The organism is Gelatiniphilus marinus (assembly GCF_042684345.1).
GTDB classification, from domain to species: domain Bacteria; phylum Bacteroidota; class Bacteroidia; order Flavobacteriales; family Flavobacteriaceae; genus Gelatiniphilus; species Gelatiniphilus marinus.
This window is the reverse complement of sequence record NZ_JBHULK010000004.1, coordinates 102,921-126,936: the sequence shown is the minus strand read 5'-3', so window position 1 is coordinate 126,936 and position 24,016 is coordinate 102,921. Positions and strand designations below refer to the sequence as shown.

Here is a 24,016-nt window from a genome sequence, read left to right as displayed (position 1 = left end):
TAAGCATAACGATAGTTATAGTTTCGGATATTCGGTTTGTGTTTTTTCGTGTTGTACGTTTCCGGTGTGTGCTATATTTAGTTTTTCAAATAACAACACATGTACTTCTTCGTCGTTTTTTGTACACGGATTATGCTCTATACCTTTTGGTACAACAATAATTTCGCCCGCTTTTACAACTTCTGTTCTATCTCTAAATTGCATGTACAATGTGCCTTTTGTAACTTGAAAAAGCTCGTCTTGGTTATCGTGACTGTGCCATACAAATTCGCCTTTTAGTTTTGCTAGTGTAACTTGCATATCATCAACTATTGCAATTTGATGCGGATGCCAGTGTTTTGAAAATTTGCAAAACTTTTGATTAATATTTATTGCCTTCATATTGTAAAGTTACGATGTTTTGCTTTAGGGATTCAGGCATACTTCGACTGCACTCAGCACAAGTTTGTTGGAGCTCGCCGAAGCATAAGGAGGCGACTGCCGAAAGCCCGACCCCTTTTTTTAGGGTAACGCCCAAATGAAAAAACAACTAAATGCCCAATATCATTTTTGCTATCCAAAAATAGATGAGAATACCAAAAATATCGTTACTTGTGGTAATAAAAGGGCCTGTAGCAATTGCCGGATCTATACCCCGTTTATCTAAAAACAAGGGGACAAATGTACCCACTAAACCGGCAACTATAATAACGGCAACCAAAGATACCGATATGGCGAAGGCGGTGTTGATTTCGCCTTTTATGGCCCAGACAAAAAGAAACAAAAACACAGCCAACAATACGCCATTTAAGGCCGCTAGCAGCATTTCTTTAATTAATCTGCTATTTACGCTTCCTTTTACCTCATCGTTAGCCAAACCCTGTACAATTATGGCGCTAGACTGTACGCCCACATTACCTGCCATGGCCGCAATTAAAGGTGTAAAAAAGAACAACACAGCATATTTGCTAAAGGTATCGTGAAAACCTTCCATGATTAAAAAGGCGCCCACACCGCCAATTAAGCCCAAAAACAACCAAGGCAATCGTGCTTTTGTGAGTTGCAGAATACTATCGTCTGCCTCGACATCTTGGGTAATACCTGCTGCCAATTGGTAATCTTTTTCGGCTTCTTCTTTTAGTACGTCAACAATATCGTCTATGGTGATTCTGCCCAATAGTGTTTGGTTATCATCTACAACAGGAATGGCTTCCAAATCGTATTTTGCCATTACTTTTGCCACGTCTTCAACATCGTCTTGAACATTAACATAATCTACATTAACCTTAACTATGTCTGAAATTTTTTGGTCGCTTTTGGCTACAATTAAATCTTTTAAAGACAATCGACCGATGAGTTTTTCTTCTTTATTTACCACATAAATGGAATGGACACGAGTTACCTCTTTGGCTTGTCCGCGAATTCTGCGCATGCAGCCGGCAACGGTCCAGGTTTCGTAAACCTTAACAAGTTCTTTTGCCATAAGGCTACCGGCAGTAGCTTCATCGTAGGTTAGCAGTTCTTGTATTTCAGATTTATGCGCTTCGTCTTCAATTTGCGATATTACTTCTTCCTGCCTTTCTTCCGGAAGTTCTGCAATTATATCTGCGGCGTCATCGGTATCCAGCTCTTCAACCTCTTCTGCTATTTCTTTTGCCGATAGGTTTTTTAATACTTTTTCTCGATTGTCCTCATCAAGCTCCATTAAAATATCCGCAGTGGTTTCAGAGTCTAATAGCTTAATAACATACATGGCTTCACCTAGATTTAACTCGTCTAGAATTTCGGCAATATCAGCATAGTGAAAGCCATTAAGCAGTTTTTGCAGTGCCTTATCGTTATTTACTTTAATAAGTTGCTCTACATGGTTAACAAGCTCTTTTGTTAACTCGAATTGTATGTTTTCTTTTTCTTCGGACATATGAGGCATATACTTTTCGATAGGGTTTCAAAAAAAAAATATTTTGAAATAGCTCGATGCAACATTTAACAGCTATCGTTCTCAATGCGTTGGGTAAGCTCGATAAAGGCTTGTACGCTTAATTGTTCGGGGCGTTTGCCAAATATAACATTTGCTTTTAAATTATCTGATAAATTAAAGGTTTTTAAACTGTTTCGCAGTGTTTTTCTGCGTTGCTGAAACGCTGTTTTTACTATTTTGAAGAATAATTTTTCGTTGCACGGCAAGGTATGGTTTTCTTTTCTTGTAAGCCGTAAAACGCCTGAATCGACTTTAGGTGGCGGGTTAAATACCGATGGCGGAACGGTAAATAAATACTCGGCATTGTAAAAGGCTTGGGTTAAAACCGAAAGTATGCCATAAACTTTGGAGCCTTCTTTAGAGCAGATGCGTTGCGCTACTTCTTTTTGGAACATGCCTGAAAATTCGGGAATTTGATCGCGCATTTCCAAAGTTTTAAAAACGATTTGTGTTGAAATATTATATGGAAAATTGCCAATAATAGCAAAAGAACCGCCTTTAAAAACCCGGTTTAAATCGTACTTTAAAAAATCTTTTTCTATAATTCTTGGGGCAAGGTTTAAGTAGTTGGCCTGTAAATAAGAAACCGATTCGGTATCGATTTCTATCACATAGGTTTTTACATCTTTTTTAAGCAAATACTTGGTAAGCACGCCCATGCCCGGGCCAATTTCAAGAACTTTTTTATAGTCTTTCAACGATAAAGTATCGGCAATTTTTTGTGCCACAGATTCATCATTTAAAAAATGTTGCCCTAAATGTTTTTTTGCTTTTACTTGATGTTGGTTGTTTGCCACGAATTTGCGAATGTTTTTATGATAATTACGAAGATAGAAAACTATGTTCCTATAAGTTTAATGTGCATGAAGGTTTTTTTGTCTCGCAAAGGCGCAAAGCTTTAAAGCAATACGCTTTGCGCCCATACGAGAAACTTTTTACTTAAAATTAACCGTATATTCATCTACAATTTGCAGTTCGGTTCTAAAAGCCAGCATTTTATCACCAAATTTTTTTTGGCCTTCTGCTCTTAGTTTTTCGGCATCGTCTCTATAATAGGCATCTAAAGCTGCGCGCGAGTAGCTGCGGTATTGAACGGAATAGGTTTGCCCGCCCATTTCTTCTTCTACCAAAACTTTGGTTAAGGTTGCTTTTTCGAATTTACCCGTGCTTAATACTTGCGGTATGTGTTCTTTAATCCAGGCTAGCCATTGCTGGTGAATGCTCTCGTCTATATTTACGGTTACGTTGTATATATACATAATTTAAAATTCCAAAAAATTAAAGACTAAATTCCAAATGCTGTTTAATAGCTCGATAGTGTTATTTGGAATTTAGTTTTTGTTATTTGATTTATAGTTATAAATCTTTTACAAATAACAGAAGTTCTTTGTCGTCATCAAAGGGATTTACCTTTTTTTCTAGAGCAAATCCTAACTTTTCCAATAGTTTAATAGATTTTATATTGCTTGGCATTGTTATAGCCACAACTTTTTTAAGCTTGAATTTTAATTTTGCAAGCTTTATAATTTCTACCGATGCTTCAAAACCAAAACCTTGGCCTTCGTATTCCGGTAAAAAAGCAAAGCCTATATCTGCATTATCTAACTTTTCTCGTTTTGCCAGTCCGCAGGTACCAATGGGTTTGTTGTTTTCTTTTAATGATAGTTTATAAAAACCAAACTCAAGATCGGTATAACTTTTAATGGTTTTTTCTTGCAAATACGCTTTGGCATCGACAACCGTTTTAAGGTTTTTATCCCCAATATATTTTAGGCAGTTGGGCGAATTTGCCAATTGCAAAAAGAAAGGTGCATCAAAAATTGTGAATTTTGAAATTAATAAACGTTTGGTTTCGGCGATCATCATTTTAAAATTTCTAAAAAAACAAATTCCAAATTCCAAAGTTAGATACTTTCTCAGTTTTTGGGATTTGGGATTTGAAAATTGAGATTATTTAGTTTATGGCATCGCCACGCAATGCTCGGTATTTTTTTCGTGCTTCAACAAAATAAATACTGTCCAGATGGTTAAAAATAATTTGCTCGTACAGGGCTTTGGCTTTTTCTGGTTGGTTTAAGTGCTTCTGGTAAATATAGGCTAATTTGTAACAGGCATCGTCAACCAAAATTCCGTCTCTGTAATTGGCAATTATCAATTCGTAATTGGTTTTGGCTTTTTCAAATTGTGCTTTTTCCTCAAACAATTGGGCTTGTTTTAAAAGTGCCTGAGCGATTATGGGCTCGGTTTTATGGTTTTGCAAAATGGTATTTAACACAGAAATGGCTTGGTTGTCTTTATTTTGAAACGCCAACAAATCGGCTTTGGCATAAAGTTTTAATGCGGTTTGCAAAGAATCTTCGTACTTATTGTCTGAAATCAATAATTTTAAATCGAGTGCATCGTTGGCTATAAGTTGCGATGTCGAGGCTTTTAAAATTTTAAGCTGGGATTCTGCCCACTTAAAATCGCCTTTATAGTAGCTTGTTTTGGCCACTTTATAGCGGGCCTTCTGAGACACGGTACTGTTTTTTAAGTTGCGCTGTATTTGGGTGTAATAAATAAGGGCTTTGTTGAATTTTTCTTGAAGCACTAAAATATCGCCCAACTCTAATTTTACCTCGGCTTTTTCAAATTCGTTTAAGGGGAGTTTTAGTGTGTTTTCTAAAAAATTGATGGCTTCATTGGTTTGGTTTTTATAAAATGCTAAAAAATGAGCGTAAGCCACTTGTAATTTTAAGGTTTGCGGAAAGGTGCCGAACCCCTTAAACAACTCTAAATATTTATGGTTTATAGCCTCGTATTGTTCTGGCGAACTTGCTTCAATTTCAAGCTGCAAAAGGTTATGGTGGGCCTGCAATTGGGTATCAAGATCTTGGGCGGTTTCTATTAAAAAGCCGTAAATTTCTTTAGCGATTTGGTTGGCGTTTTCGTTTTCTGCAATTTTTGCCAGTTCTTCAATTCTGTTTAAACTTTCGGGTTGCCTGTTAAAAATGGCTTTTTCCTGTATAAATGCTTTTTTAAAATCTTTTTGCTGGATAAACAACCAGCTCAACATTTCATTCCAAAGCAAATTGGGCTCTTGCTGCAATTTTTTCAACAAGATTTTTTTAAATATAACATTGTTTTCGCTTGTACTTTTTTCGCTTATAAAATCGTTAATATGCCTTTTTATGTTATTTAGAGACACCGGGTTTTTTTCGGCAAATTCTATATAGCTAACAAACATTTTTTCAATTTTACCTTGCTCGCCATAAATCCTGGCCAACTGAAACTTGAAATTCAACTCGGGTTTTATGGCCATGGCTTTGTTGTACACTCTAATGGTTTCGTTTAACAAGCTGTGGTTTTGAAAACTTCTGCCCACAGAAAAGGCATTATTTACATTATCGTCTAAACTATTTATGGCTTTTTGGTAATATAGGTTAGCGTTTTCAAAATCGTTTTTAAGCTGATAATTATACCCTAACTCTACCAAAAAAGCGGGGTACTTAATGCGATTAATCAGGTTTAAAAGAAACGCCTCGGCTTGGTTGTACTGCTCTAATTGCTGGTGCGTTCTAACAAGCTGGTTTATGTAATTTATATTTGAAGGCGATTTTGCGTATAGTTTTTTATACTCGTACAGTGCTTTTTCGAAATCGCCATTGTTAAAATAGTCTTTTGCCAAGGCATCGTCTTGAGCAAACAAGCTTGTGCAAAAAAGCAAACATAGAATTAATAACGTTCTCATGATGTAAATATAGCGAATGTGATATATAGAAATTGTTGAACTTATCTTAAATTTTTGATGAGACCCCGATTTTCTTCGGGATTAATTGAACTAGCAAATTTTTGTTGGTTAAAAAACTCCATAAATTAGAGTTTTATAAAAAAATGCCCGAATAAAAATTCGGGCACCAACCAACCAACAATAAGCTTTTATTAACAACCGTTAATTTAAAAACTATATTTTACTAGATTGGGGACAGTCTTAAAATCTCTATACACGAGCACGACTATTCTTAAGAAAATTAGTTTTATCAAGCAAATCTTTTATTTGCTTACAACTGCCACAGTAGCATTGTTTTCGGTCTTAAATATTTCAAAATCTGAAAACAACACTTTGCCGGCAATTAAAACCAATGCTATTAAAAGCACTAAGCGTTTAATATTTTTCATGGTAGGTTAAGTTTACTTATTTGGTTGGAAGCTAACTTCTAAAATATAATTAGATTTTCAAAAGAAAAGAGTATAAAATCGTTAAACAGCATGATTTATTCGCATTTCATCGATTTATTTTAAAAAACACAGGTTTATTTGTAAGTTTTTTTCGTATTTAATATAGAATTCTATTTTAAATGGCGACCAAAACAATTCCTGTAAAAAACCAGGCACCTTTTTAAGGGCAAACTGCCCATAAAAATCAAATCAATTTCTAATTAATAATTGAAAAACCAGTGTAAGATTGTAAAACTTCCGGAATTTTTATACCAGCTTCAGTTTGATGGTTTTCTAAAATACCCGCAAGCACTCTTGGTAAAGCTAAAGCACTTCCGTTAAGTGTATGAGCCAGTTCGTTTTTACCATCGCTATTTTTAAATCGCAATTTTAAGCGGTTGGCTTGAAAGGTCTCAAAATTAGACACAGACGACACTTCCAACCATTTGTTTTGAGCCGTAGAGAACACTTCAAAATCGTATGTCAAAGCCGATGTAAACCCTAAATCGCCGCCGCAAAGCCTTAAGATGCGATAAGGCAATTTTAATTCTTGTAAAATGGTTTTCACATGGTTTACCATACTATCCAAAGCTTCATAAGATTTTGTTGGGTGCTCTACACGTAAAATTTCAACCTTATCAAATTGGTGCAATCGGTTTAAGCCACGAACGTGCGCACCGTAACTTCCGGCCTCTCGACGAAAACAGGGCGTGTAACCGGTAATACCAATGGGCAACTCGCTTTCATTTAAAACCACATCTCTAAAAATATTGGTTCCAGGCACTTCGGCAGTTGGTATTAAATACAAATTATCTGCGGTAACATGGTACATTTGTCCCTCTTTATCGGGCAATTGCCCTGTACCAAAACCAGAAGCTTCGTTAACCAAATGAGGCAATTGGTATTCGGTGTATCCAGCCTCTGTATTTTTATCTAAAAAATAGGCGATTAAAGCGCGTTGTAATCGGGCTCCTTTACCTTTGTAAACCGGAAATCCTGCGCCAGTTATTTTGTTGCCCAATTCAAAATCTATAATGTCGTATTTCTTGGCTAATTCCCAATGCGGCAAAGCGTTATCGTGTAAAACGGGGATGTCGCCTTCTTTAAAAATTTCTTCGTTATCTTCATCTGTATTTCCAGACGGGACAATGGCATTTGGTACGTTCGGAATTTTATACAACAACTCATTTAACGCTTCAACTTTATTGTTAAGCGATTCGTTAAGGGTTTTAGATTTATCTTTTAAAGCACTCGTTTTTTCTTTTAGAGCATTGGCTTTCTGTGCTTCGCCAGATTTGTATAAGTTCCCAATTTCTTTTGATAGGGTGTTAGATTCTGCCAAAGTATTATCCAATTCGGTTTGAATGCGTTTTCTGTCTTCATCAAAAGCAATAACCTCAGCAATCATTGTTGAAGCGTCAATATTTCGTTTTGCCAATCGAGCAATTACCAAATCTTTGTTTTCTCTAATAAAAGGAACCTGTAACATGAGTGAAAAATTTAAGCGACAAAAGTACATGATTTTTTTCATTTTTTAGTTTCTTAAAACCAAATGAAATAAAATTATGTGCCAATAAAATGGTTGCTAAAATAAAGTTGGATTTTGTACTTTGTTAAAACAAAATTCTACTTTTTACTAAAGAGATTTAATGAATAACAAAGCGCGTAAAACGATATTTTTTTAGATGATTTTTTTGGGCGTTACCCCGAAAAAGGGGTCGGGCTTTCGGCAGTCGCTTCCGCTCCCTGAGCTTCGGGATAGGCGAGCTCCAACAAACTTGTGCTGTGTGCAGTCGAAGTATGCCTAAATCCCTAACGCGAGACAGTCTGCAGTGGGCAGTTATCAGTAAGCAGTCAGGTATAAAATCTCAAATGTTTTTAGCTTTTTTCTTTTTCCATGAGTAGCTATCCCTCCCCTTTGGGGAGGCTGGGAGGGGCTTAATTATAAGATAAAATCCAACCATTGTGCTTAAAGTAATGAAAAGGTGCTTGAGCTAAATCGACCTCCGGATTTATAAGTGTCTTAAAAGGCTTTCCGTTTACGCTCACTCTGCAGTTTACATAAACCGCAATATCTTGTCCGTTATTTTTAAATTCTGCTTTTAACCGTTGCGAAAATTGCCAAATGGCATCGGGTTTTGTACTTGCCAACCGCTTTTGCTTTTCGGTTAAATAAGCATCTAAATTAACGGCGTAGCGTTTTCGTGTCGCCTTGTTTTCAACCCAATAGGTCGTGTTTCCGCTTTTGGCCCTAAGCATCATGCGCCACGACAGGCGGTGGCCTTCTTCGGTCCAAAGCACATTGCCTTTTATAAAATGATGCCGTAATGGCAATACTATTTGAATCAAAAAATAAATTGAAAACAATGCGATTAACGGGGTTTTATATTTGGGAACAACAACCTCATCTAATTCATAAAAAACCTTCTTTTTTAAAAATAACTTTTGAATGGTTTTCGGGTTAAAAAAGAACACAGTAAAAGCCAATGCCAAATACGGAAAAATGCCAATTTGAAATACAAATGAATTGAACAAATGAAAGAAAACAGAAACTATAAACGCCCATTTTCTGGTAGGTTTAAACAATAGCAACGGAATAATTAAACCATCAAATAAAATACCACCATAAGCCAACGCAAAATGCAACCCTTTTTGCTGAAGCAACTCGCCCACCAAAACATAATGCTGTTTGCTTTTCATTAGTAACTCTATAACCGAAGCATCCAACCAATCGGGGTATAATTTGGCTACCGATGCATAAGTATAAACAATAAATAACTGAAGCACAAAAACCAAATTGCACCACAGCGGCATCGCATAACTTTTAAGTTTCGGGTTTTGTTTCGCATCTAATGAGGCGTACTTGTTCGCAGGCATAAAAACCATAATGCCGCTTATAAGCATTAATAAATAGTAATGGTTATTGTACGACGATTTTTGCATCAAATAGGTTGCAGACCACATAATTGTAAAACCTAAAATGCTTAACCTGTATTTGTAACCTAGCATAATGCCCAGAGCAAACACAGCCATTAAGGCAAAGTACCAATACATGCCATTTGCGGGCAAGGGCTGCAACCACTCAAAACCTATAAACGAAAACGTAAAATCGGGGTCGATAAAAACCCGTTTTACCCAACCGGTTAGAATAGCACCAACAGATTCTAAAAAACAAAGCAGCCCAAAAAGGATTCTAAAAACTATTAAAGCCGAATTATCTATACGCTTAAACAACCATTTATTTAGCATGGTGCTTTGCTATATAGGCTTGCGCCGTTTGCTTGTCTTTTGCAAGTTGGTCTTTTAAGGCTTCAACCGACTCGAATTTTTGCTCGTCGCGAATACGTTCGTGCAAATCTATTTGGATGGTTTTGTTGTAAATATCTTTTTTAAAATTAAAAAAATGGACTTCTATGCTTTCGCTAATGCCGTTAACCGTTGGGTTAACACCAACATTTAGCATACCGAATATTTTTTTTTGGTTGAAAACGGAACTCACAATATAAGACCCGTATTTAGGAATTAATTTATAATCTTCTTCAACCTTTATATTAGCGGTGGGAAACCCCAATGGCTTGCCCAAGCCTTTGCCCTTAACAACTGTTCCGGTAATCATAAAATTATAGCCCAAAAACATGTTGGCTTTGGCAATGTCGCCTTCGTTTAAAGCTTTTCTTATTTTGGTAGAGCTTACGGCAACATCGTTAATATCTTGTGCCGAAATTTCCTCGACCTCAAAATTAAAGGTGTTTCCAAAGCGTTTTAAGTCGTCTATATCAGCGTTACGGTTTCTTCCAAACCGGTGGTCGTAACCAATAATTACTTTTTTGGCTTGTAGTTTATCGACCAGGATTTGCTTTACGAAATCTTCGGCGGAAAGCCTGGAAAAGGCTGTGGTAAACTTTTTAATAAGCAAGTAATCCAATCCTAAAGCCTTTAATATAGTATGGCGCTCTTTAATGGTATTTATTAGTTTAATAGACGAGTCTTTTTGCAAGACCATGCGCGGATGCGGAAAAAAAGTAAGGATTACAGATTTTAAACCTTCTTGTTTTGCGGCGTCAATTAGACGCTTAACAATTTTTTGATGCCCAATGTGCACCCCATCAAAAGTACCAATGGTTACTACGGTTGGTGCCTTTGCCTTATAGGATTCAATATTGTTTATACGGTTCATTTAACAAATAAAATTGCTAATTTCATATTAAAAAATTAGATTTGTTAGCATTACATTAAAAAAATTGCTCGAAAAAATGTTTATGAAAACAAAACTACATTATGTTTTATCAATAGCAATACTTTTGTTTATATTTTCGGCTACGGCCCAAAATACAACATGGAAAAAAATTGAGCATATTGAAAACCCGGAAAATTTAGCAAAACTTAATCTAAATAATGATACCGTTCATTTATTTGAACTGAATGCTTCGTTATTGCAGCAAGAGGTATTATCTACACCGTTACGAAATGCCAAAAAAAAGACATCAGTAAAAACAATTAGTGTTCCTGGTTTACACGGTGAATTTGAAAGTTTTAACCTTTTTGAAGCCCCTGTTTTTTCAACAGAACTTGCCGCAAAATACCCTAATATTAAATCGTATGTAGGGGTTAGCACTAAAGACCCTAAAACACGATTGCGCATGAGCGTTTCGCCCCAGGGCGTTCAAACCATGATATCGTATGTTGATAAACCAACGGTGTTTATGCAACCTATAAAAAAAGGAAGCAATGCATATGTTTTGTACAAAAAACATTCTAAAAACAAATCGAACCACCGATTTGAATGCAATACCATTGATGAGCTAAATGAGATGTTTAACAAATCGAGTAAATCCAAAGCCAACGAAGGTGGAGCGAATAACCAAACTTTACAGAAATTCAGGATAGCAGTTTCAACCACTGCCGAATATACTGCGTATCACGATGATGGAATCCCAGGAAATGGAAATGCCGTTGCCGATGCACTTGCAGCCATTAACGCTACCTTAACACGCGTAAACCAGGTTTTTGAAACTGATATGGCGGTAACTTTTGAGCTTATTTCAAATAACAACTTAGTTGTTTATACAGATGCCGCAACAGACCCCTATTCTGACGCGAGTGTAGGAGCAGACTCGGACAATTCAAATAATTTAAGCGGATGGAGTTTACAGGTCCAGAATACCTTATCGAGTGTTATTGGAAATGCAGCTTACGATATAGGGCACTTATTTGGCGCCTCTGGTGGAGGTGGTAACGCGGGTTGTATTGGTTGTGTTTGTAGTAATGACGACACCTCTGATTCTTTCGATAAAAATAAAGGTAGCGCATTCACTTCGCCCGCAGATGCCATTCCAGAAGGCGACACTTTTGATATTGATTATGTAGCCCACGAAATAGGGCACCAAATGGGAGCCAACCACACCTGGGCGTTTGATTCTGAAGGCACAGGAGTAAATTCTGAACCTGGGAGCGGCACAACTATAATGGCTTATGCCGGAATTACAGGTCCAGACAATGTGGCCTTAAACAGTGACGATTATTTTCACTACCACAGCATTAAGCAAATACTGGATAATTTAGCAACAAAAAGCTGCCAAACCACTGAAGCTATTGCTAACAACCCGCCAATTGCTGATGCCGGAAATGATTATAACATACCCAAAGGCACAGCCTATGTTTTAAAAGGCGCTGCAACCGATACTGACGGGAGTGACAACCTTACCTATTGCTGGGAACAAATTGATAGCGGGGTAACAAATTATCAGAATTTTGGCCCAACACTACTTGGTGGTTCTATGAATAGGTCCTTACCGCCAACTGGATTTTCTTATAGGTATATTCCTAAATTTTCAAGTGTAGTTAGCGGTAACACAACCCAAACAAACCCTGTTTTAGGGAGTGATTGGGAAACCGTTTCAACTGTAGCAAGAACTTTAAAATGGGCACTAACAGTAAGAGACAGATCGCCTTCATCTGCTAGTGGCGGGCAAACCAGCTACGATACCATGCAAATAAACGTTGAAGATGTAACACCATTTACTGTAACAAACCCTATTTATTGGGTTCAAGGCACTACAGAAACTATCAATTGGGAGGTAGGACAAACAACAAATGGCACTATAAATTGCCAAACGGTAAATATTAAATTATCCACTGATGGTGGTTTAAAGTTTTTAACACCTATAGCTACAAATGTGCCCAATAACGGAGCGTACACTTTTACGGTTCCAGCAGTTGCCAATACCGATAAAGCAAGAATATTAGTAGAGGCTGCCGATAATATTTTCTATGATGTTTCTGATTTTGATTTTTTAATTACAACAGAACCTGATTTTTTAATGATAAATGAAACTTTAGATCCTATTGGCTGTGGAAATACTGCCGTTTTTCACTTTGATTTTATTACTTTAAACAGCTTTTCAGAAACCACCACGTTTAGTGCTACTGGTAACCCTGGAGCTTCAGTAGTTTCGTTTTCACCAAGCGCCAGAAACACATCGGGCCCAGTAACCATGACGGTATCTAATTTAGATGCTGTACCACAAAACGATTACAATATAACCATTACAGCAACCCCAACACCCACTTCAAGTTTAACGAAATCCAAAGATGTAAATCTTCCGTTTTATAATCAGATTTGTGGGTCTGTGGCAAACACAACTTATAGTACGAGTACCACTTTGGTCGAGTTTAATACCATTAATAATTCTACAGGTAAAGGAGATGATATTCCTGTCCCTCCCAATAGCGATGGCTATAGCGATTACACTTCAATCTCCACTAACTTAAACCGAAACAGCTCTTACAACCTAACAGTACATGCCAACACAGACGGCGACTTTACCACTAGCACTGCGGTTTGGATAGATTGGAACCAAAATTGCAGTTTTGATGATGCTGGAGAAGCCTATAATTTAGGTGATGCTACCAATACTGCAGATGGGGCAACAGGTAACTCGCCACTATCTATTGTGGTCCCCAATGATGCTGTTTTAGGCAGTACCATTATGAGAGTATCTACAAAGTTTAGCGGAGACGGCAACCCTATTGCCTGCGAAAATGGTTTTGATGGCGAAGTGGAGGATTATACACTTAACGTACAAGCATCATTAGCTGTTGAAGAATTTGGTTTCGATAATTTTGTGGTTTTCCCCAACCCAAACAAAGGCGAGTTTACCATAAAATTAAACAGCTCGTTATCTAGTACCATTTATGTGGAGGTTTTTGATTTGAGAGGCAGAACAATCTATAAAAACACCTACAAAGATACTGGCGATTTTAATGAAAAAGTAAATTTAAACATGGTTCAATCCGGAATGTATATTTTAAATGTAAGCGATGGGTTACGAACATCTACTAAAAAGATAATTGTTGAGTAAATAAAAGCCAATTTATAAAAAAGGGACAAACTGAAAAGTCTAATTCTATTTTATACTGAGTACTTAGACTGCGCTCAGCACAAACTTTGCCCAAATATTTTACTTATTTACAATCAAGAAACTAAAGCTATCAAATTAAGCTAAAAAGGCTTTTTAAACAGCTTTTTTTATTTGCCATTAAAGCTATTCATGGTATGGTTAACACCTGCCAACACAAAAGATTTTATAAGTTCTACCGATTTTTCTAAACGTTCTTTAAGGTTTTTGTTTTCTTGTTCGGTCCAATCGCCCAAAACGTAATCTACTTGCCGGCCTTTGCTAAACGTGTCGCTTATCCCAAACCTAAAACGATTGTATTTTACGGTGTTTAATTTATTTTGAATATCTTTTAATCCGTTATGCCCACCATCACTTCCTTTGGTTTTTACGCGAATACTGCCAAATGGCAAGTTTAAATCGTCTGTTATAACCAACAGGTTTTCTAAAGGTATTTTCTCTTTTGTTAGCCAATACAAAACAGCTTTTCCGCTTAAATTCATATACGTGTTGGGTTTTAAAAATATAAAGGTTCTGCCTTTTAATTTGTAAGTAGCAAGGTCTCCTAGTTTTTGGGTTTCGAAAGTCAAATCTTCTTTTTGAGCAAAATAATCTAAAACTTTAAAACCAATGTTGTGTCTGGTATTCTGATATTTTTCGCCAATATTCCCCAGGCCTACTATTAAGAATTTTTTCATTGAATCTTGTTCTGCTGTTTTATTTTTCTTGTTAAATAAGTTTGACAAAAATTGCCACATCTGTTTTTTTTTTGCTAAAATACATTAAACATGCCAAAAATTGGATTGTTACTTTGTTTTAGGCTGATATGCCCGCGTTAGGGATTGTAGTGGAAAGCCCGACCTGCCACCTTGAGCGGAGTCGAAAGGCAAGGGTAACGCCCAAATTTTGATTATAAAAAAAGCATCCTGAATTAACAGAATGCTTTTTATTATTTGATTGAGGATATATTTCTATTCTTGTGCTGCTGGTGCTTCTGCGCCTTCTGCCTCTGTGCCTTCTACTTCTTCTTCGTCTTCATCATCTACAATTGCTACTCTAGACGTGCTCACTCTACAAACCACAGTATTGTCGTTGTGCAAGAAGGTGTAGCCTTCAGTTGGCAAATCGCTAACTGCTACTTTATCGCCAATTTTAAGAGGTGTAATATCTATTTCTATAAAATCCGGTAAGTTTGCAGGTAGTGCCTTAATACGGAGTTTTCTGTTGGTTCTTCTTAAAACACCACCGTTTTTAACACCTCTTGAGTTCCCTACAAGTTTAACGGGTATGTTTAGTGCTATTTCTTTGTCTTCGAATAACTGATAGAAATCTATGTGTAAAATCCTGTCTGTTACTGGGTGGAATTGAATGTCTTGAAGTACAGCGTTAAAAGTGTTTCCATTGTCCAGCTCAATCACAACTGTATGCGCATTTGGCGTATATACAAGTTTTGAGAAGGCTAATTCTGGTGCAGAGAAATGCACTGGTTTGTCTCCTCCGTATAATACGCAAGGAACCTGACCAGCATTACGTAAGGCTTTTGTTGCTTTTTTGCCCACGCTTTCTCTTTGAGATCCGTTGATTGTAATTGATTTCATTTAAAAATTATTTATTGATTATTAATATTATTATTGAACACTTCTTTATCTTATACTTTGCAGTGTCCCTTTAACCGTTCTGGACAAAAAAAGGGCTTTACATTACAAATTGAGAACTTATAGATTTGTTGTGATGCACTTTATGCATTACGTTTGCAAACAGATCGGCACAGGTTAAAACCCTTACTTTATCGCTTTTCTGCGTTAAAGGAATTGAATCTGTTACTATTAATTCTTCAAGTTTTGAGTTTTCCAATTTTTTGTAAGCGTCTCCAGATAATATAGGATGGGTACAAATGGCCCTTACACTCAAGGCACCGCGCTCCATCATTAAATCTGCGGCCTTGGTTAAGGTTCCTGCCGTGTCTACCATATCGTCAACCAGTACTACGTTTTTTCCTTCAACATTACCTATAAGCTCCATGTGCGAAATCACATTAGCCTTAGCGCGCTGTTTGTAACAAATTACAACATCGCTTTCTAGTGCTTTGGAGTAAGCATAAGCTCTTTTAGATCCACCCATATCTGGAGAAGCAATAGTTAAATTTGGCAACTTTAAGCTTTCTAGATAAGGTAGAAAAATAGTGGAGGCAAACAAATGATCTACGGGTTTCTCAAAAAAGCCCTGTATTTGATCGGCATGCAAATCCATTGTAATTATTCTGGTTGCACCTGCAGCTTCAAGCATTTTAGCTATTAATTTTGCTGCAATGGGCACTCTGGGTTTATCTTTTCTATCTTGTCTTGCCCAGCCAAAATATGGCATAACTGCTGTTATGTGTCTCGCAGATGCGCGTTTCGCAGCGTCTATCATTAACAACAGTTCCATTAAATTTTCAGAACTCGGATTGGTAGATCCTATAATGAAAATTCGGGTTCCTCTTATAGATTCCTCGTAAGAGGGCTGAAACTCGCCATCGCTATACTTAGATGTAATTACATTACCCAATGCTGTCCCATAGGCTTTTGCAATGTTTTTGGCAAGTTCTGTACTTTGCGTACAAGTAAATATTTTAGCTTCCGTATTAGCGGTTGGCATAGTTAATAGGTTGTATTAGAGTGTAAAAGACGCACTTTTTTTTATCGAGGTGCAAATTTATACATTTATTTTTACCTGTAAAGTATATTGTATGGAATTTTTGTGATTTATATAAAAAATATATTTATTTTTGCAGTCTTAAATTGCTCAAGTGGCGGAATTGGTAGACGCGCTGGATTCAAAATCCAGTTTCTTCGGAAGTGTGGGTTCGATTCCCACCTTGAGTACTTAGCAAAAGTCGAGGTTTTTTTACCTCGACTTTTTTTGTTAAAGCAAACTCTAATAATATAATCGAGGCTAAATCTAAACAAACATTTTCTAAACCTTTGCTTTTACTTACCTTTGCGCAACTTAATATATTTTGAATATGATACATTCAATGACAGGTTACGGAAAATCTGTATTACAATTGCCCACAAAAAAAATTACCATCGAGCTTAAAAGCCTAAACAGTAAAAACTTAGACTTAAACGCGAGAATGCCCTCTATTTACAGAGAAAAAGAACTCGCCATAAGAAAGCTTCTCGCTAAAAAACTAGAACGCGGTAAAATAGATTTTTCAATTTATGTTGAAACCACCGCCGAGGATACCTCGACACAAATTAACGAACCTGTTGTAAAACAATATATTAACCAACTAAAAAAAGTAGTTGACGGCAACGCCATGGATTTACTTAAAATGGCCGTTCGTTTTCCCGATGCTTTAAACACCATTCGGGAAGAGATAGACGAAAACGAATGGAAATCCATTGAAAACGAAATCAACACAGCCATAGCCCATTTAAACAATTACCGCCTAACAGAAGGCAAAGTTTTAGAACAGGATTTTATAAACCGCATAACAACCATTGACAACATACTAGAGCAGGTAGTTACCATGGATCCGGACAGGATAACAGGTGTTCGCGAGCGTTTAGCAAAAGGCATTGATGAGCTAAAAGAAAAATACGACGAAAACCGTTTCGAGCAAGAACTTATATACTATATTGAAAAATTTGATATTACCGAAGAAATAGTGCGCTTAAAAAACCATTTAAACTATTTTACAGAAAGCCTGAACTCCAACGATTCCAACGGCAAAAAATTAGGATTTATCGGCCAAGAAATAGGCAGGGAAATTAACACTATTGGCTCTAAAAGCAATTACGCGCCCATGCAGCAATTGGTAGTGCAGATGAAAGATGAATTGGAAAAAATCAAGGAACAATTATTAAACGTACTGTAAAAAAATTAGCAATATTCAGTAAAAAACATTCGTGTATTCGTGACAAAACATAAAACAAAAAAACAAGGAAAACTTATCGTGTTTTCGGCCCCATCTGGGTCTGGCAAAACCACTATTGTAAAGCACCTATTGGAGATTAAAGATTTAAACCTGGAGTTCTCGGTATCGGCAACCTCCAGAGCAAAACGCGGTGAAGAAATCGATACCAAAGACTATTATTTCTTATCGGCAAAAGAATTTAAAACCAAAATAAAAAACGATGAATTTTTAGAGTGGGAAGAAGTATATCGCGATAATTTTTACGGCACGCTAAAAACCGAAGTGGAACGTATATGGGCTAAAGGGAAACACGTTATTTTTGATATTGATGTATCTGGCGGATTACGCATAAAACGCAAATTTCCAGATGAAACTTTAGCGGTTTTTGTAAAACCCCCAAGCATAGACGAGCTAAAAATAAGGCTTAAAAAACGTAAAACCGAAAGCGACGACAAAATAAACATGCGCATCTCTAAAGCATCAGCAGAATTGGCCACAGCCCCTTTGTTTGATGTGGTTATTGAAAACGATAATTTAGAAAAAGCACTTAACGAAGCCGAGACTTTAATACGTAATTTTGTAAACTCTCAATAGAATAATCATGAAAATCGGGTTATACTTTGGCTCTTTCAACCCCATACACATTGGGCATCTTATAATTGCAAACCACTTAGCAGAACACAGCGACCTGGACCAAATATGGTTTGTGGTAACACCGCACAATCCGCATAAAAAAAAGAGCAGCTTATTAAATAATTACGATCGCTTAGAAATGGTATATCGCGCCACAAAAGACTACATAAAACTACAACCAAGCGATATAGAATTTAACCTGCCACAACCCAATTATACTATAAACACATTGGTTTATTTACAAGAAAAACATCCCAATAAAACCTTCGCATTAATTATGGGCGAAGATAATTTAAAGAGCTTCCATAAATGGAAAAATTACGAGCTAATACTGCAAAACCACCACCTATACGTATATCCAAGAATCTCAAAAGAGAAAGCCGAAACGCGTTTCGACAAGCATAAAAAAATCCACCATATTGATGCGCCCATAATGGAACTCTCTTCAACATTTATTAGAAACGCCATTAAAACAGGAAAAAACATTAAACCCATGCTACCACAACCCGTCTGGGAGTATTTAGACGAAATGAATTTTTACAGATAACCCAAAGAAACTGTCAGGAATATTAATTTTATTCAAAAAAATCATATTTTTCTATTAAAAACAGCAACTTGTTAGCTTTTTTTTAATTTTTTTCTTAGTTTAGATTTTACATTACATATTTAACGATGACGAGTAAAAATCCCAACTTCTATGTTGTTGGTATTGGTGCTTCAGCTGGTGGTTTGGATGCTATACAAACCCTTTTTGATCATGTACCCAACAACACGGGAATGGCATTTATAATCATTCAACATCTCTCACCTGATTTTAAAAGCTTAATGCCCGAATTGCTTAGTAAGCACACTAGCATGCCTATTTATACTGCCAAAGAAAAGCAGATTATAAAGCCTAACTGCATATACTTAAACCAACGGACTAAAAACCTCCATATAAAAGGCAAAAAGCTCTATTTGCTTGATAAAGGCCCCAAGCACAACCTTAACTTGCCCATAGACATCTTTTTCCATACTCTTGGAGAAGAATACAAAGAAAAAGCCATTGGCGTTATATTGTCCGGAACCGGTACCGATGGCTCTAGGGGCATACGCACCATTAAAGAAGGTGGTGGCACCATAGTGGTACAAGACCCTGTTTCTGCCCAATTTGATGGCATGCCAAATTCGGCACTTGCAACCAATATAGTTGACTATGTTCTGGCTCCAGAAAAAATAGCGGAAATATTCAACAAAACACAAGCCAATAAACCTTTGTTAACCAAAGATTTTCATGAAAACCCTTCAAACGACACCATAGTAAATGATATTCTTACCATGGTCTATAAATATTCTGGGATAGATTTTAGAGAATATAAAAAAAACACGCTTTTACGACGACTAGAAAAGCGCATGAACATAAACAACATTGAACACTTAGTTGACTATGCCACATTTTTATCAAGCAACCTAAACGAAAAACAGACGCTAAAAGAAGATTTTTTGATAGGGGTTACACGTTTTTTTAGAGACACCGAAGCTTTTCAAGAGTTAAGGACCAAAGTGATACCAGAACTATGCAAATCGAAAAACAGCACAGAAATCATTAGGGTTTGGATTGCCGGTTGCTCTACAGGCGAAGAGGTGTATTCCATTGCTATTTTAATTGATGATTATATTAAAACGCACAAGCTAAATCTGGATTTCAAGATATTTGCCACAGATATCGACCCTAAGGCCCTTACCATAGCAAGTTTAGGCACCTACCATATAAATATTGTTAATGAAATAGAAAAACCTTATTTAGAACACTACTTTTTAAAAACAGGAGATAGGATTCAGATTATAAAGCGTTTGCGCGAAAAAATTGTGTTCTCTAACCATAATTTAATAAGCGATCCGCCATTTATTAGAATGGACCTTATCTCGTGCAGAAACCTGCTTATTTATTTCGATAATAAAATACAGAAGAAAGTCATGCACAACTTTCAGTTTGCATTAAATCAATTTGCCTATTTGTTTTTAGGAAACAGCGAGTCTTTAGGCGATATTGCAAAGTTTTTTAAAGCCATAGATGTAAAGTGGAAAATCTTTCAAAACATATCTCAGGCAAAACACATTCCCTCCCATAGCAATACCATGGAGCGAATTTCTACATTTTCATACAAAACCCCTGTGCAACCCTTAAGCATCAATCCATCCAAACCCCTAGAAAGTACAGAGCTTATATTTCATAAATACCTCAGCAAAAAGTTTAGCCCTTCTTTGATTTTTATAGATAAAACCTTTAACATTCTTTTTATAAAAGGCGATGCCGGAAAACGTTTGTCGCACAACGAAGGCGTTTTCCAGAACAACTTGCTAAAAATAGTAAGCAAAGATGTTGCCACGGTTATAAGAAGCGGCATTAGAAGATTGGAATCCGAAAAACAGGATATTGTTATTAAAGGCATTGTCAATAAAATCAAGGAAGCCTATTTTACCTTCGATTTGAAATTCCATAAACCACCCCCTGACGAAGGCTTGGAAACCTGCTACGTTATTGAGTTTAGCGAAGACAAAGCGCATGGTAAAAGCGCACCGTTAGAAATTAAAAACGTTGATGTCGATGAGGTTTCAAACCAGCGTTTGGAAGATTTGGAAAACGAACTGAAAATCGTTAAAACCGAATTGCAAAATGCCATTGAAGAGCTAGAAACCAGTAACGAAGAGCTGCAATCGTCCAACGAAGAATTAATGGCATCAAACGAAGAGCTTCAAAGCACAAACGAAGAGCTTCAATCTGTAAACGAAGAGCTCTATACCGTAAACTCCGAAATGCAAGAAAAAAACAAGGCGCTAACCAATCTAAGCAACGATGTTACAAACCTTTTGGACAATACAGATATTGCAACCCTGTTTCTGGATACCGATTTGCGGATCAGGAAATTTACTCCGGCCCTAAAAGAAGTCTTTAATTTGCACGAAGCAGATCATGGCAGATCAATTTCCACCTTTACCTCTAATTTTGATGAAGCAACAAGAACATCAATAATCGAAGACTCTAAATTGGTCCTTAAAAAATTAATCACCATAGAAAAACAAGTTACAGACAAAAACCATAATTATTACCTTAAACGCATAAGCCCCTTTATAACATCTTCAAAATCCATTGATGGCGTCGTGATTACTTTAGATAACATCAATAGACTTATAGAAACAAAAAAAGAATTAGTACAGAAAGACAAAGCATACCACAACTTATTTAAAAACCTAAACGAAGGCTTTATACACGCCAAAATTATAACCAACAATAAAGGCGAACCCATAGATTGGGAATATATAGACGTAAACCCAGCTTACGAGAAACTACTGGGGCTAAAAGCAAAGGATCTTATAGGCAAAAAAGTGTTGGATATTTTGCCAAATTTAAAAGACGACCCCAATAAATGGATACAAAAATATGGCGAAACCGCCCTAACGGGCAAAGACCAAACCCTTGAAGGCTACGTTTACCCCTTGGACAAATACTTTTTTGTAAACGTGTTTAGCCCAAAAAAAGGCGAGTTTGCGGGAACCATATCCGATTTTACAAATTTAAAAGAAAAAGAAAAAGCCCTGATTAAAAGCGAATCGGAACTTAAAAGAGTGCAGGAAATAACGCGTGTTGGAAGCTGGTTTTTCGATGTAAAGACCGATCAGGTAAGATGGACCAAGCAGCTGTACCAGATTTATGGATTTGATGCCTCATTGCCTATACCGCCCTACTCCGATCACCAAAAGCTATTTACAGAAGAAAGCTGGAAAACACTATCTGAAGCTGTCGAAAACACCAGAAAAACAGGAAAACCTTATAATATCGAGTTAAAAATAATAAAAGAAAACGGCAAAAATGGGTGGATATTATCGCATGGCGAAGCAGTAAAGGATGCCCAAGGAAACATAATTGCATTAAGGGGCGCAGCACAAGATATAACCCAACAAAAGCAAAATGAAGAAGAATTGATAAAAGCCAAAAAAGCTGCAGAGGCGGCAAACATCCATAAAAACTACTTTTTGGCAAACATGAGCCATGAAATAAGAACACCAATGAATGGTGTTTTAGGATTTTCAGAATTGTTAAAAAACAGCAATGTTACCGAAGACGAACGCATAAAATATTTAGAAATTATAGACGGCAACTCCAAGCAACTGTTAAATTTACTCGACGATATTATTGATGTGGCCAAAATTGAAGCCAACGAAATTAAAATGGTTTACAGAGCGTGCAACATCCCTAAACTAATCAATAACCTAGAAATAACGTACAACCAATTAAAAATAGCAAGGCACAAAACCGATATTGCCATTAATAAACATATCCCGCAAAAACATAAAGATTTAACCATTATAACAGATGGCCAGAGGTTGCAGCAAGTTGTCTCCAATCTTTTAAACAATGCTTTAAAATTTTCAGAAAAAGGCGAAATTAATTTCGGGTTCAATGTCGAGAGCGGCAATATTAAATTCTTTGTAAAAGATCAAGGCATAGGCATTAGAAAAAACAAGCAAATTGAAATTTTTGAACGTTTCAAGCAAATCAATTACGAAAACAATGCAAGATATGGCGGCACAGGCTTGGGGCTAGCCATTTGTAAAGGTATTGTTGAATTGCTGGGAGGCGAAATTTGGGTAACATCAAAACTCAATATTGGCACCACATTCGAGTTTACCATACCTTTAAATCTTAGCAAAATCAATAAAAAAAACCATAAAAACGTAATTGTAAACGGCAAAGATTTTCTTAAAAGCAAAACCATTTTAATCGCAGAAGACGATGCACTTATACAAATGCTTTTTCAGGTGGTCTTAAAACATAGCGGGGTAAAAATAATATTTGCAAAAACAGGTAGGGAAGCCGTAGATATTTACTCGAAAAACCAAAATATTGATGTCGTTTTATTAGATATAAGAATGCCGGTAATGAACGGGATCGATGCCTTAGATGAAATCTTAAAAATCAACCCAGACGCTAAAATAATCATGCAAACAGCTTATGCCATGCCAGAGGAAAGAGAAAAATGCTTCAATAAAGGTTGTGTAGATTTTCTTTCTAAACCCGTTGTTAAAGAAGAGTTATTTAAAAGTTTATGTAAGTGGGTAAATTAACGCTTACCTTTTTATATAAAATCAGTAAATAACGTATGTAATACTATATAATAAAACTAAGTTTTTGTTTATTTTTGGGCATGCTAAAATTACTATCTTATCCCTTATCGGCAATTTACAACTTGTGCTTTTTAATAATACTGCTCATATTCCATCCCATACAATGGATTTGTTTTAAAGGTTTTGGGTATCAAGCCCATAAAAAAAGTGTTGATGCCCTACAGTACGCCTTAATGCTTTGCGGAAAAATTTTAGGAATTCGATACTCATTTAATAACCCACATAATATAGATACAAACCAAGCCTTAATTGTTGTTGCCAACCACCAAAGTTTACACGACATCTACCCGCTTACCTGGTACATGCGCAAGCACCATCCAAAATTTATTAGTAAAATAGAATTAGGCAAAGGCATACCCAGCGTATCGTTTAATTTACGCCACGGCGGCGGCGCATTGATAGACAGAAAAAACCCGCGTCAATCCTTACCTGCACTCATGAAATTTGGCGAGTATATTGAAAAAAACAAGCGTGCAGCAGTTATATTCCCAGAAGGTACCCGAAGCAAAAACGGCAAGCCAAAACCTTTTCAAACCAAAGGATTGGAAATCTTATTTAAAAAAATACCATCGGCATGGGTTGTTCCCGTTTCCATAAACAACTCCTGGAAAACCCAGCGCTACGGCAAGTTCCCCATGGGTTTGGGCACTCATATCACTTTTACCGTGCATAAACCCATAAAAATTAGTACCTTTAAAGATAAACAAGCTCTTATAAATAGTATTGAAACCACTATAAAAGCACATATCCATCCTTAAAAGC

The 24,016-nt window shown here is 36.5% G+C and carries 19 protein-coding genes and 1 tRNA gene; 7 read left to right on the top strand and 13 right to left on the bottom strand.

Features of this window, described 5'->3' with window-relative positions:
* Nucleotides 1-15 precede the first annotated feature (15 nt).
* From ACFSQS_RS11240 to ACFSQS_RS11195, 10 genes are all read right to left on the bottom strand, one after another.
* Nucleotides 16-381, bottom strand: coding sequence for a cupin domain-containing protein (locus ACFSQS_RS11240; protein ID WP_388018628.1), 366 nt, complete (start codon nt 379-381; stop codon nt 16-18).
* Nucleotides 382-529: 148 nt separating this feature from the next.
* On the bottom strand, nt 530-1,900 hold the full coding sequence (gene mgtE / locus ACFSQS_RS11235) for a magnesium transporter (protein WP_388018625.1): 1,371 nt from the start codon (nt 1,898-1,900) through the stop codon (nt 530-532).
* A gap of 65 nt (nt 1,901-1,965) precedes the next feature.
* Nucleotides 1,966-2,757 (bottom strand): 16S rRNA (adenine(1518)-N(6)/adenine(1519)-N(6))-dimethyltransferase RsmA, encoded by a 792-nt coding sequence (gene rsmA, locus ACFSQS_RS11230; protein ID WP_388018622.1) that lies wholly within the window; start codon nt 2,755-2,757, stop codon nt 1,966-1,968.
* Nucleotides 2,758-2,895: 138 nt separating this feature from the next.
* The gene (locus ACFSQS_RS11225; RefSeq protein ID WP_388018619.1) at nt 2,896-3,219 is read right to left on the bottom strand and encodes a DUF4286 family protein; all 324 of its coding nucleotides are present in this window, start codon (nt 3,217-3,219) and stop codon (nt 2,896-2,898) included.
* Nucleotides 3,220-3,316: 97 nt separating this feature from the next.
* On the bottom strand, nt 3,317-3,826 hold the full coding sequence (locus ACFSQS_RS11220) for a GNAT family N-acetyltransferase (protein WP_388018616.1): 510 nt from the start codon (nt 3,824-3,826) through the stop codon (nt 3,317-3,319).
* 88 nt (nt 3,827-3,914) lie between these two features.
* On the bottom strand, nt 3,915-5,690 hold the full coding sequence (locus tag ACFSQS_RS11215) for a tetratricopeptide repeat protein (protein WP_388018613.1): 1,776 nt from the start codon (nt 5,688-5,690) through the stop codon (nt 3,915-3,917).
* A gap of 302 nt (nt 5,691-5,992) precedes the next feature.
* Complete coding sequence (locus tag ACFSQS_RS11210) at nt 5,993-6,118, bottom strand: hypothetical protein (protein ID WP_388018610.1); 126 nt, start codon at nt 6,116-6,118, stop codon at nt 5,993-5,995.
* 256 nt (nt 6,119-6,374) lie between these two features.
* Nucleotides 6,375-7,646, bottom strand: coding sequence for a serine--tRNA ligase (gene serS, locus ACFSQS_RS11205; protein ID WP_388019090.1), 1,272 nt, complete (start codon nt 7,644-7,646; stop codon nt 6,375-6,377).
* A gap of 449 nt (nt 7,647-8,095) precedes the next feature.
* Entirely contained in the window at nt 8,096-9,406 is a 1,311-nt protein-coding gene (locus ACFSQS_RS11200; protein WP_388018607.1) for an HTTM domain-containing protein, read from the bottom strand.
* On the bottom strand, nt 9,396-10,334 hold the full coding sequence (locus tag ACFSQS_RS11195) for a bifunctional riboflavin kinase/FAD synthetase (protein ID WP_388018604.1): 939 nt from the start codon (nt 10,332-10,334) through the stop codon (nt 9,396-9,398). The genes ACFSQS_RS11200 and ACFSQS_RS11195 overlap by 11 nt, the downstream gene beginning before the upstream one ends.
* Nucleotides 10,335-10,416: 82 nt before the next feature.
* Here ACFSQS_RS11195 and ACFSQS_RS11190 point away from each other — a divergent pair, with 82 nt between their 5' ends.
* Nucleotides 10,417-13,518 carry a reprolysin-like metallopeptidase gene (locus tag ACFSQS_RS11190; protein ID WP_388018601.1) on the top strand — a complete coding sequence of 1,034 codons (3,102 nt, stop codon included), beginning with the start codon at nt 10,417-10,419 and terminating at the stop codon, nt 13,516-13,518.
* A 167-nt stretch (nt 13,519-13,685) separates the two neighbouring features.
* Here the strand turns inward: ACFSQS_RS11190 and pth are convergent, their stop codons facing one another.
* From pth to ACFSQS_RS11175, 3 genes are all read right to left on the bottom strand, one after another.
* A complete protein-coding gene (pth, locus tag ACFSQS_RS11185; protein ID WP_388018598.1) occupies nt 13,686-14,252 on the bottom strand; it encodes an aminoacyl-tRNA hydrolase in 567 nt (188 codons plus the stop codon).
* A 273-nt stretch (nt 14,253-14,525) separates the two neighbouring features.
* Nucleotides 14,526-15,152, bottom strand: coding sequence for a 50S ribosomal protein L25/general stress protein Ctc (locus tag ACFSQS_RS11180; RefSeq protein ID WP_388018595.1), 627 nt, complete (start codon nt 15,150-15,152; stop codon nt 14,526-14,528).
* Nucleotides 15,153-15,249: 97 nt separating this feature from the next.
* Nucleotides 15,250-16,191, bottom strand: coding sequence for a ribose-phosphate pyrophosphokinase (locus ACFSQS_RS11175; RefSeq protein ID WP_388018592.1), 942 nt, complete (start codon nt 16,189-16,191; stop codon nt 15,250-15,252).
* Between the two features lie 145 nt (nt 16,192-16,336).
* On the opposite strand from ACFSQS_RS11175, the gene ACFSQS_RS11170 reads away from it, so the two are divergent.
* From ACFSQS_RS11170 to ACFSQS_RS11145, 6 genes are all read left to right on the top strand, one after another.
* A tRNA-Leu gene (locus ACFSQS_RS11170) sits at nt 16,337-16,418 on the top strand.
* A gap of 140 nt (nt 16,419-16,558) precedes the next feature.
* Nucleotides 16,559-17,416, top strand: coding sequence for a YicC/YloC family endoribonuclease (locus tag ACFSQS_RS11165; protein WP_388018589.1), 858 nt, complete (start codon nt 16,559-16,561; stop codon nt 17,414-17,416).
* Nucleotides 17,417-17,455: 39 nt separating this feature from the next.
* The gene (gmk, locus tag ACFSQS_RS11160) at nt 17,456-18,049 is read left to right on the top strand and encodes a guanylate kinase (RefSeq protein ID WP_388018586.1); all 594 of its coding nucleotides are present in this window, start codon (nt 17,456-17,458) and stop codon (nt 18,047-18,049) included.
* A 7-nt stretch (nt 18,050-18,056) separates the two neighbouring features.
* The gene (nadD, locus tag ACFSQS_RS11155) at nt 18,057-18,635 is read left to right on the top strand and encodes a nicotinate (nicotinamide) nucleotide adenylyltransferase (protein WP_388018583.1); all 579 of its coding nucleotides are present in this window, start codon (nt 18,057-18,059) and stop codon (nt 18,633-18,635) included.
* A gap of 125 nt (nt 18,636-18,760) precedes the next feature.
* A complete protein-coding gene (locus ACFSQS_RS11150; protein ID WP_388018580.1) occupies nt 18,761-23,194 on the top strand; it encodes a chemotaxis protein CheB in 4,434 nt (1,477 codons plus the stop codon).
* A gap of 80 nt (nt 23,195-23,274) precedes the next feature.
* The gene (locus tag ACFSQS_RS11145) at nt 23,275-24,012 is read left to right on the top strand and encodes a lysophospholipid acyltransferase family protein (RefSeq protein ID WP_388018577.1); all 738 of its coding nucleotides are present in this window, start codon (nt 23,275-23,277) and stop codon (nt 24,010-24,012) included.
* Nucleotides 24,013-24,016 lie beyond the last annotated feature (4 nt).

Bases quoted from the DNA above. Each gene is read 5' to 3' on its own strand.
- ACFSQS_RS11240 (WP_388018628.1), bottom strand. From the start codon at position 381: ATGAAGGCAATAAATATTAATCAAAAGTTTTGCAAATTTTCAAAACAC.
- mgtE (WP_388018625.1), bottom strand. From the start codon at position 1,900: ATGTCCGAAGAAAAAGAAAACATACAATTCGAGTTAACAAAAGAGCTT.
- ACFSQS_RS11225 (WP_388018619.1), bottom strand. From the start codon at position 3,219: ATGTATATATACAACGTAACCGTAAATATAGACGAGAGCATTCACCAG.
- ACFSQS_RS11220 (WP_388018616.1), bottom strand. From the start codon at position 3,826: ATGATGATCGCCGAAACCAAACGTTTATTAATTTCAAAATTCACAATT.
- ACFSQS_RS11215 (WP_388018613.1), bottom strand. From the start codon at position 5,690: ATGAGAACGTTATTAATTCTATGTTTGCTTTTTTGCACAAGCTTGTTT.
- ACFSQS_RS11210 (WP_388018610.1), bottom strand. From the start codon at position 6,118: ATGAAAAATATTAAACGCTTAGTGCTTTTAATAGCATTGGTTTTAATT.
- serS (WP_388019090.1), bottom strand. From the start codon at position 7,646: ATGTTACAGGTTCCTTTTATTAGAGAAAACAAAGATTTGGTAATTGCT.
- ACFSQS_RS11200 (WP_388018607.1), bottom strand. From the start codon at position 9,406: ATGCTAAATAAATGGTTGTTTAAGCGTATAGATAATTCGGCTTTAATA.
- ACFSQS_RS11195 (WP_388018604.1), bottom strand. From the start codon at position 10,334: ATGAACCGTATAAACAATATTGAATCCTATAAGGCAAAGGCACCAACC.
- ACFSQS_RS11190 (WP_388018601.1), top strand. From the start codon at position 10,417: ATGAAAACAAAACTACATTATGTTTTATCAATAGCAATACTTTTGTTT.
- pth (WP_388018598.1), bottom strand. From the start codon at position 14,252: ATGAAAAAATTCTTAATAGTAGGCCTGGGGAATATTGGCGAAAAATAT.
- ACFSQS_RS11180 (WP_388018595.1), bottom strand. From the start codon at position 15,152: ATGAAATCAATTACAATCAACGGATCTCAAAGAGAAAGCGTGGGCAAA.
- ACFSQS_RS11175 (WP_388018592.1), bottom strand. From the start codon at position 16,191: ATGCCAACCGCTAATACGGAAGCTAAAATATTTACTTGTACGCAAAGT.
- ACFSQS_RS11165 (WP_388018589.1), top strand. From the start codon at position 16,559: ATGATACATTCAATGACAGGTTACGGAAAATCTGTATTACAATTGCCC.
- nadD (WP_388018583.1), top strand. From the start codon at position 18,057: ATGAAAATCGGGTTATACTTTGGCTCTTTCAACCCCATACACATTGGG.
- ACFSQS_RS11150 (WP_388018580.1), top strand. From the start codon at position 18,761: ATGACGAGTAAAAATCCCAACTTCTATGTTGTTGGTATTGGTGCTTCA.
- ACFSQS_RS11145 (WP_388018577.1), top strand. From the start codon at position 23,275: ATGCTAAAATTACTATCTTATCCCTTATCGGCAATTTACAACTTGTGC.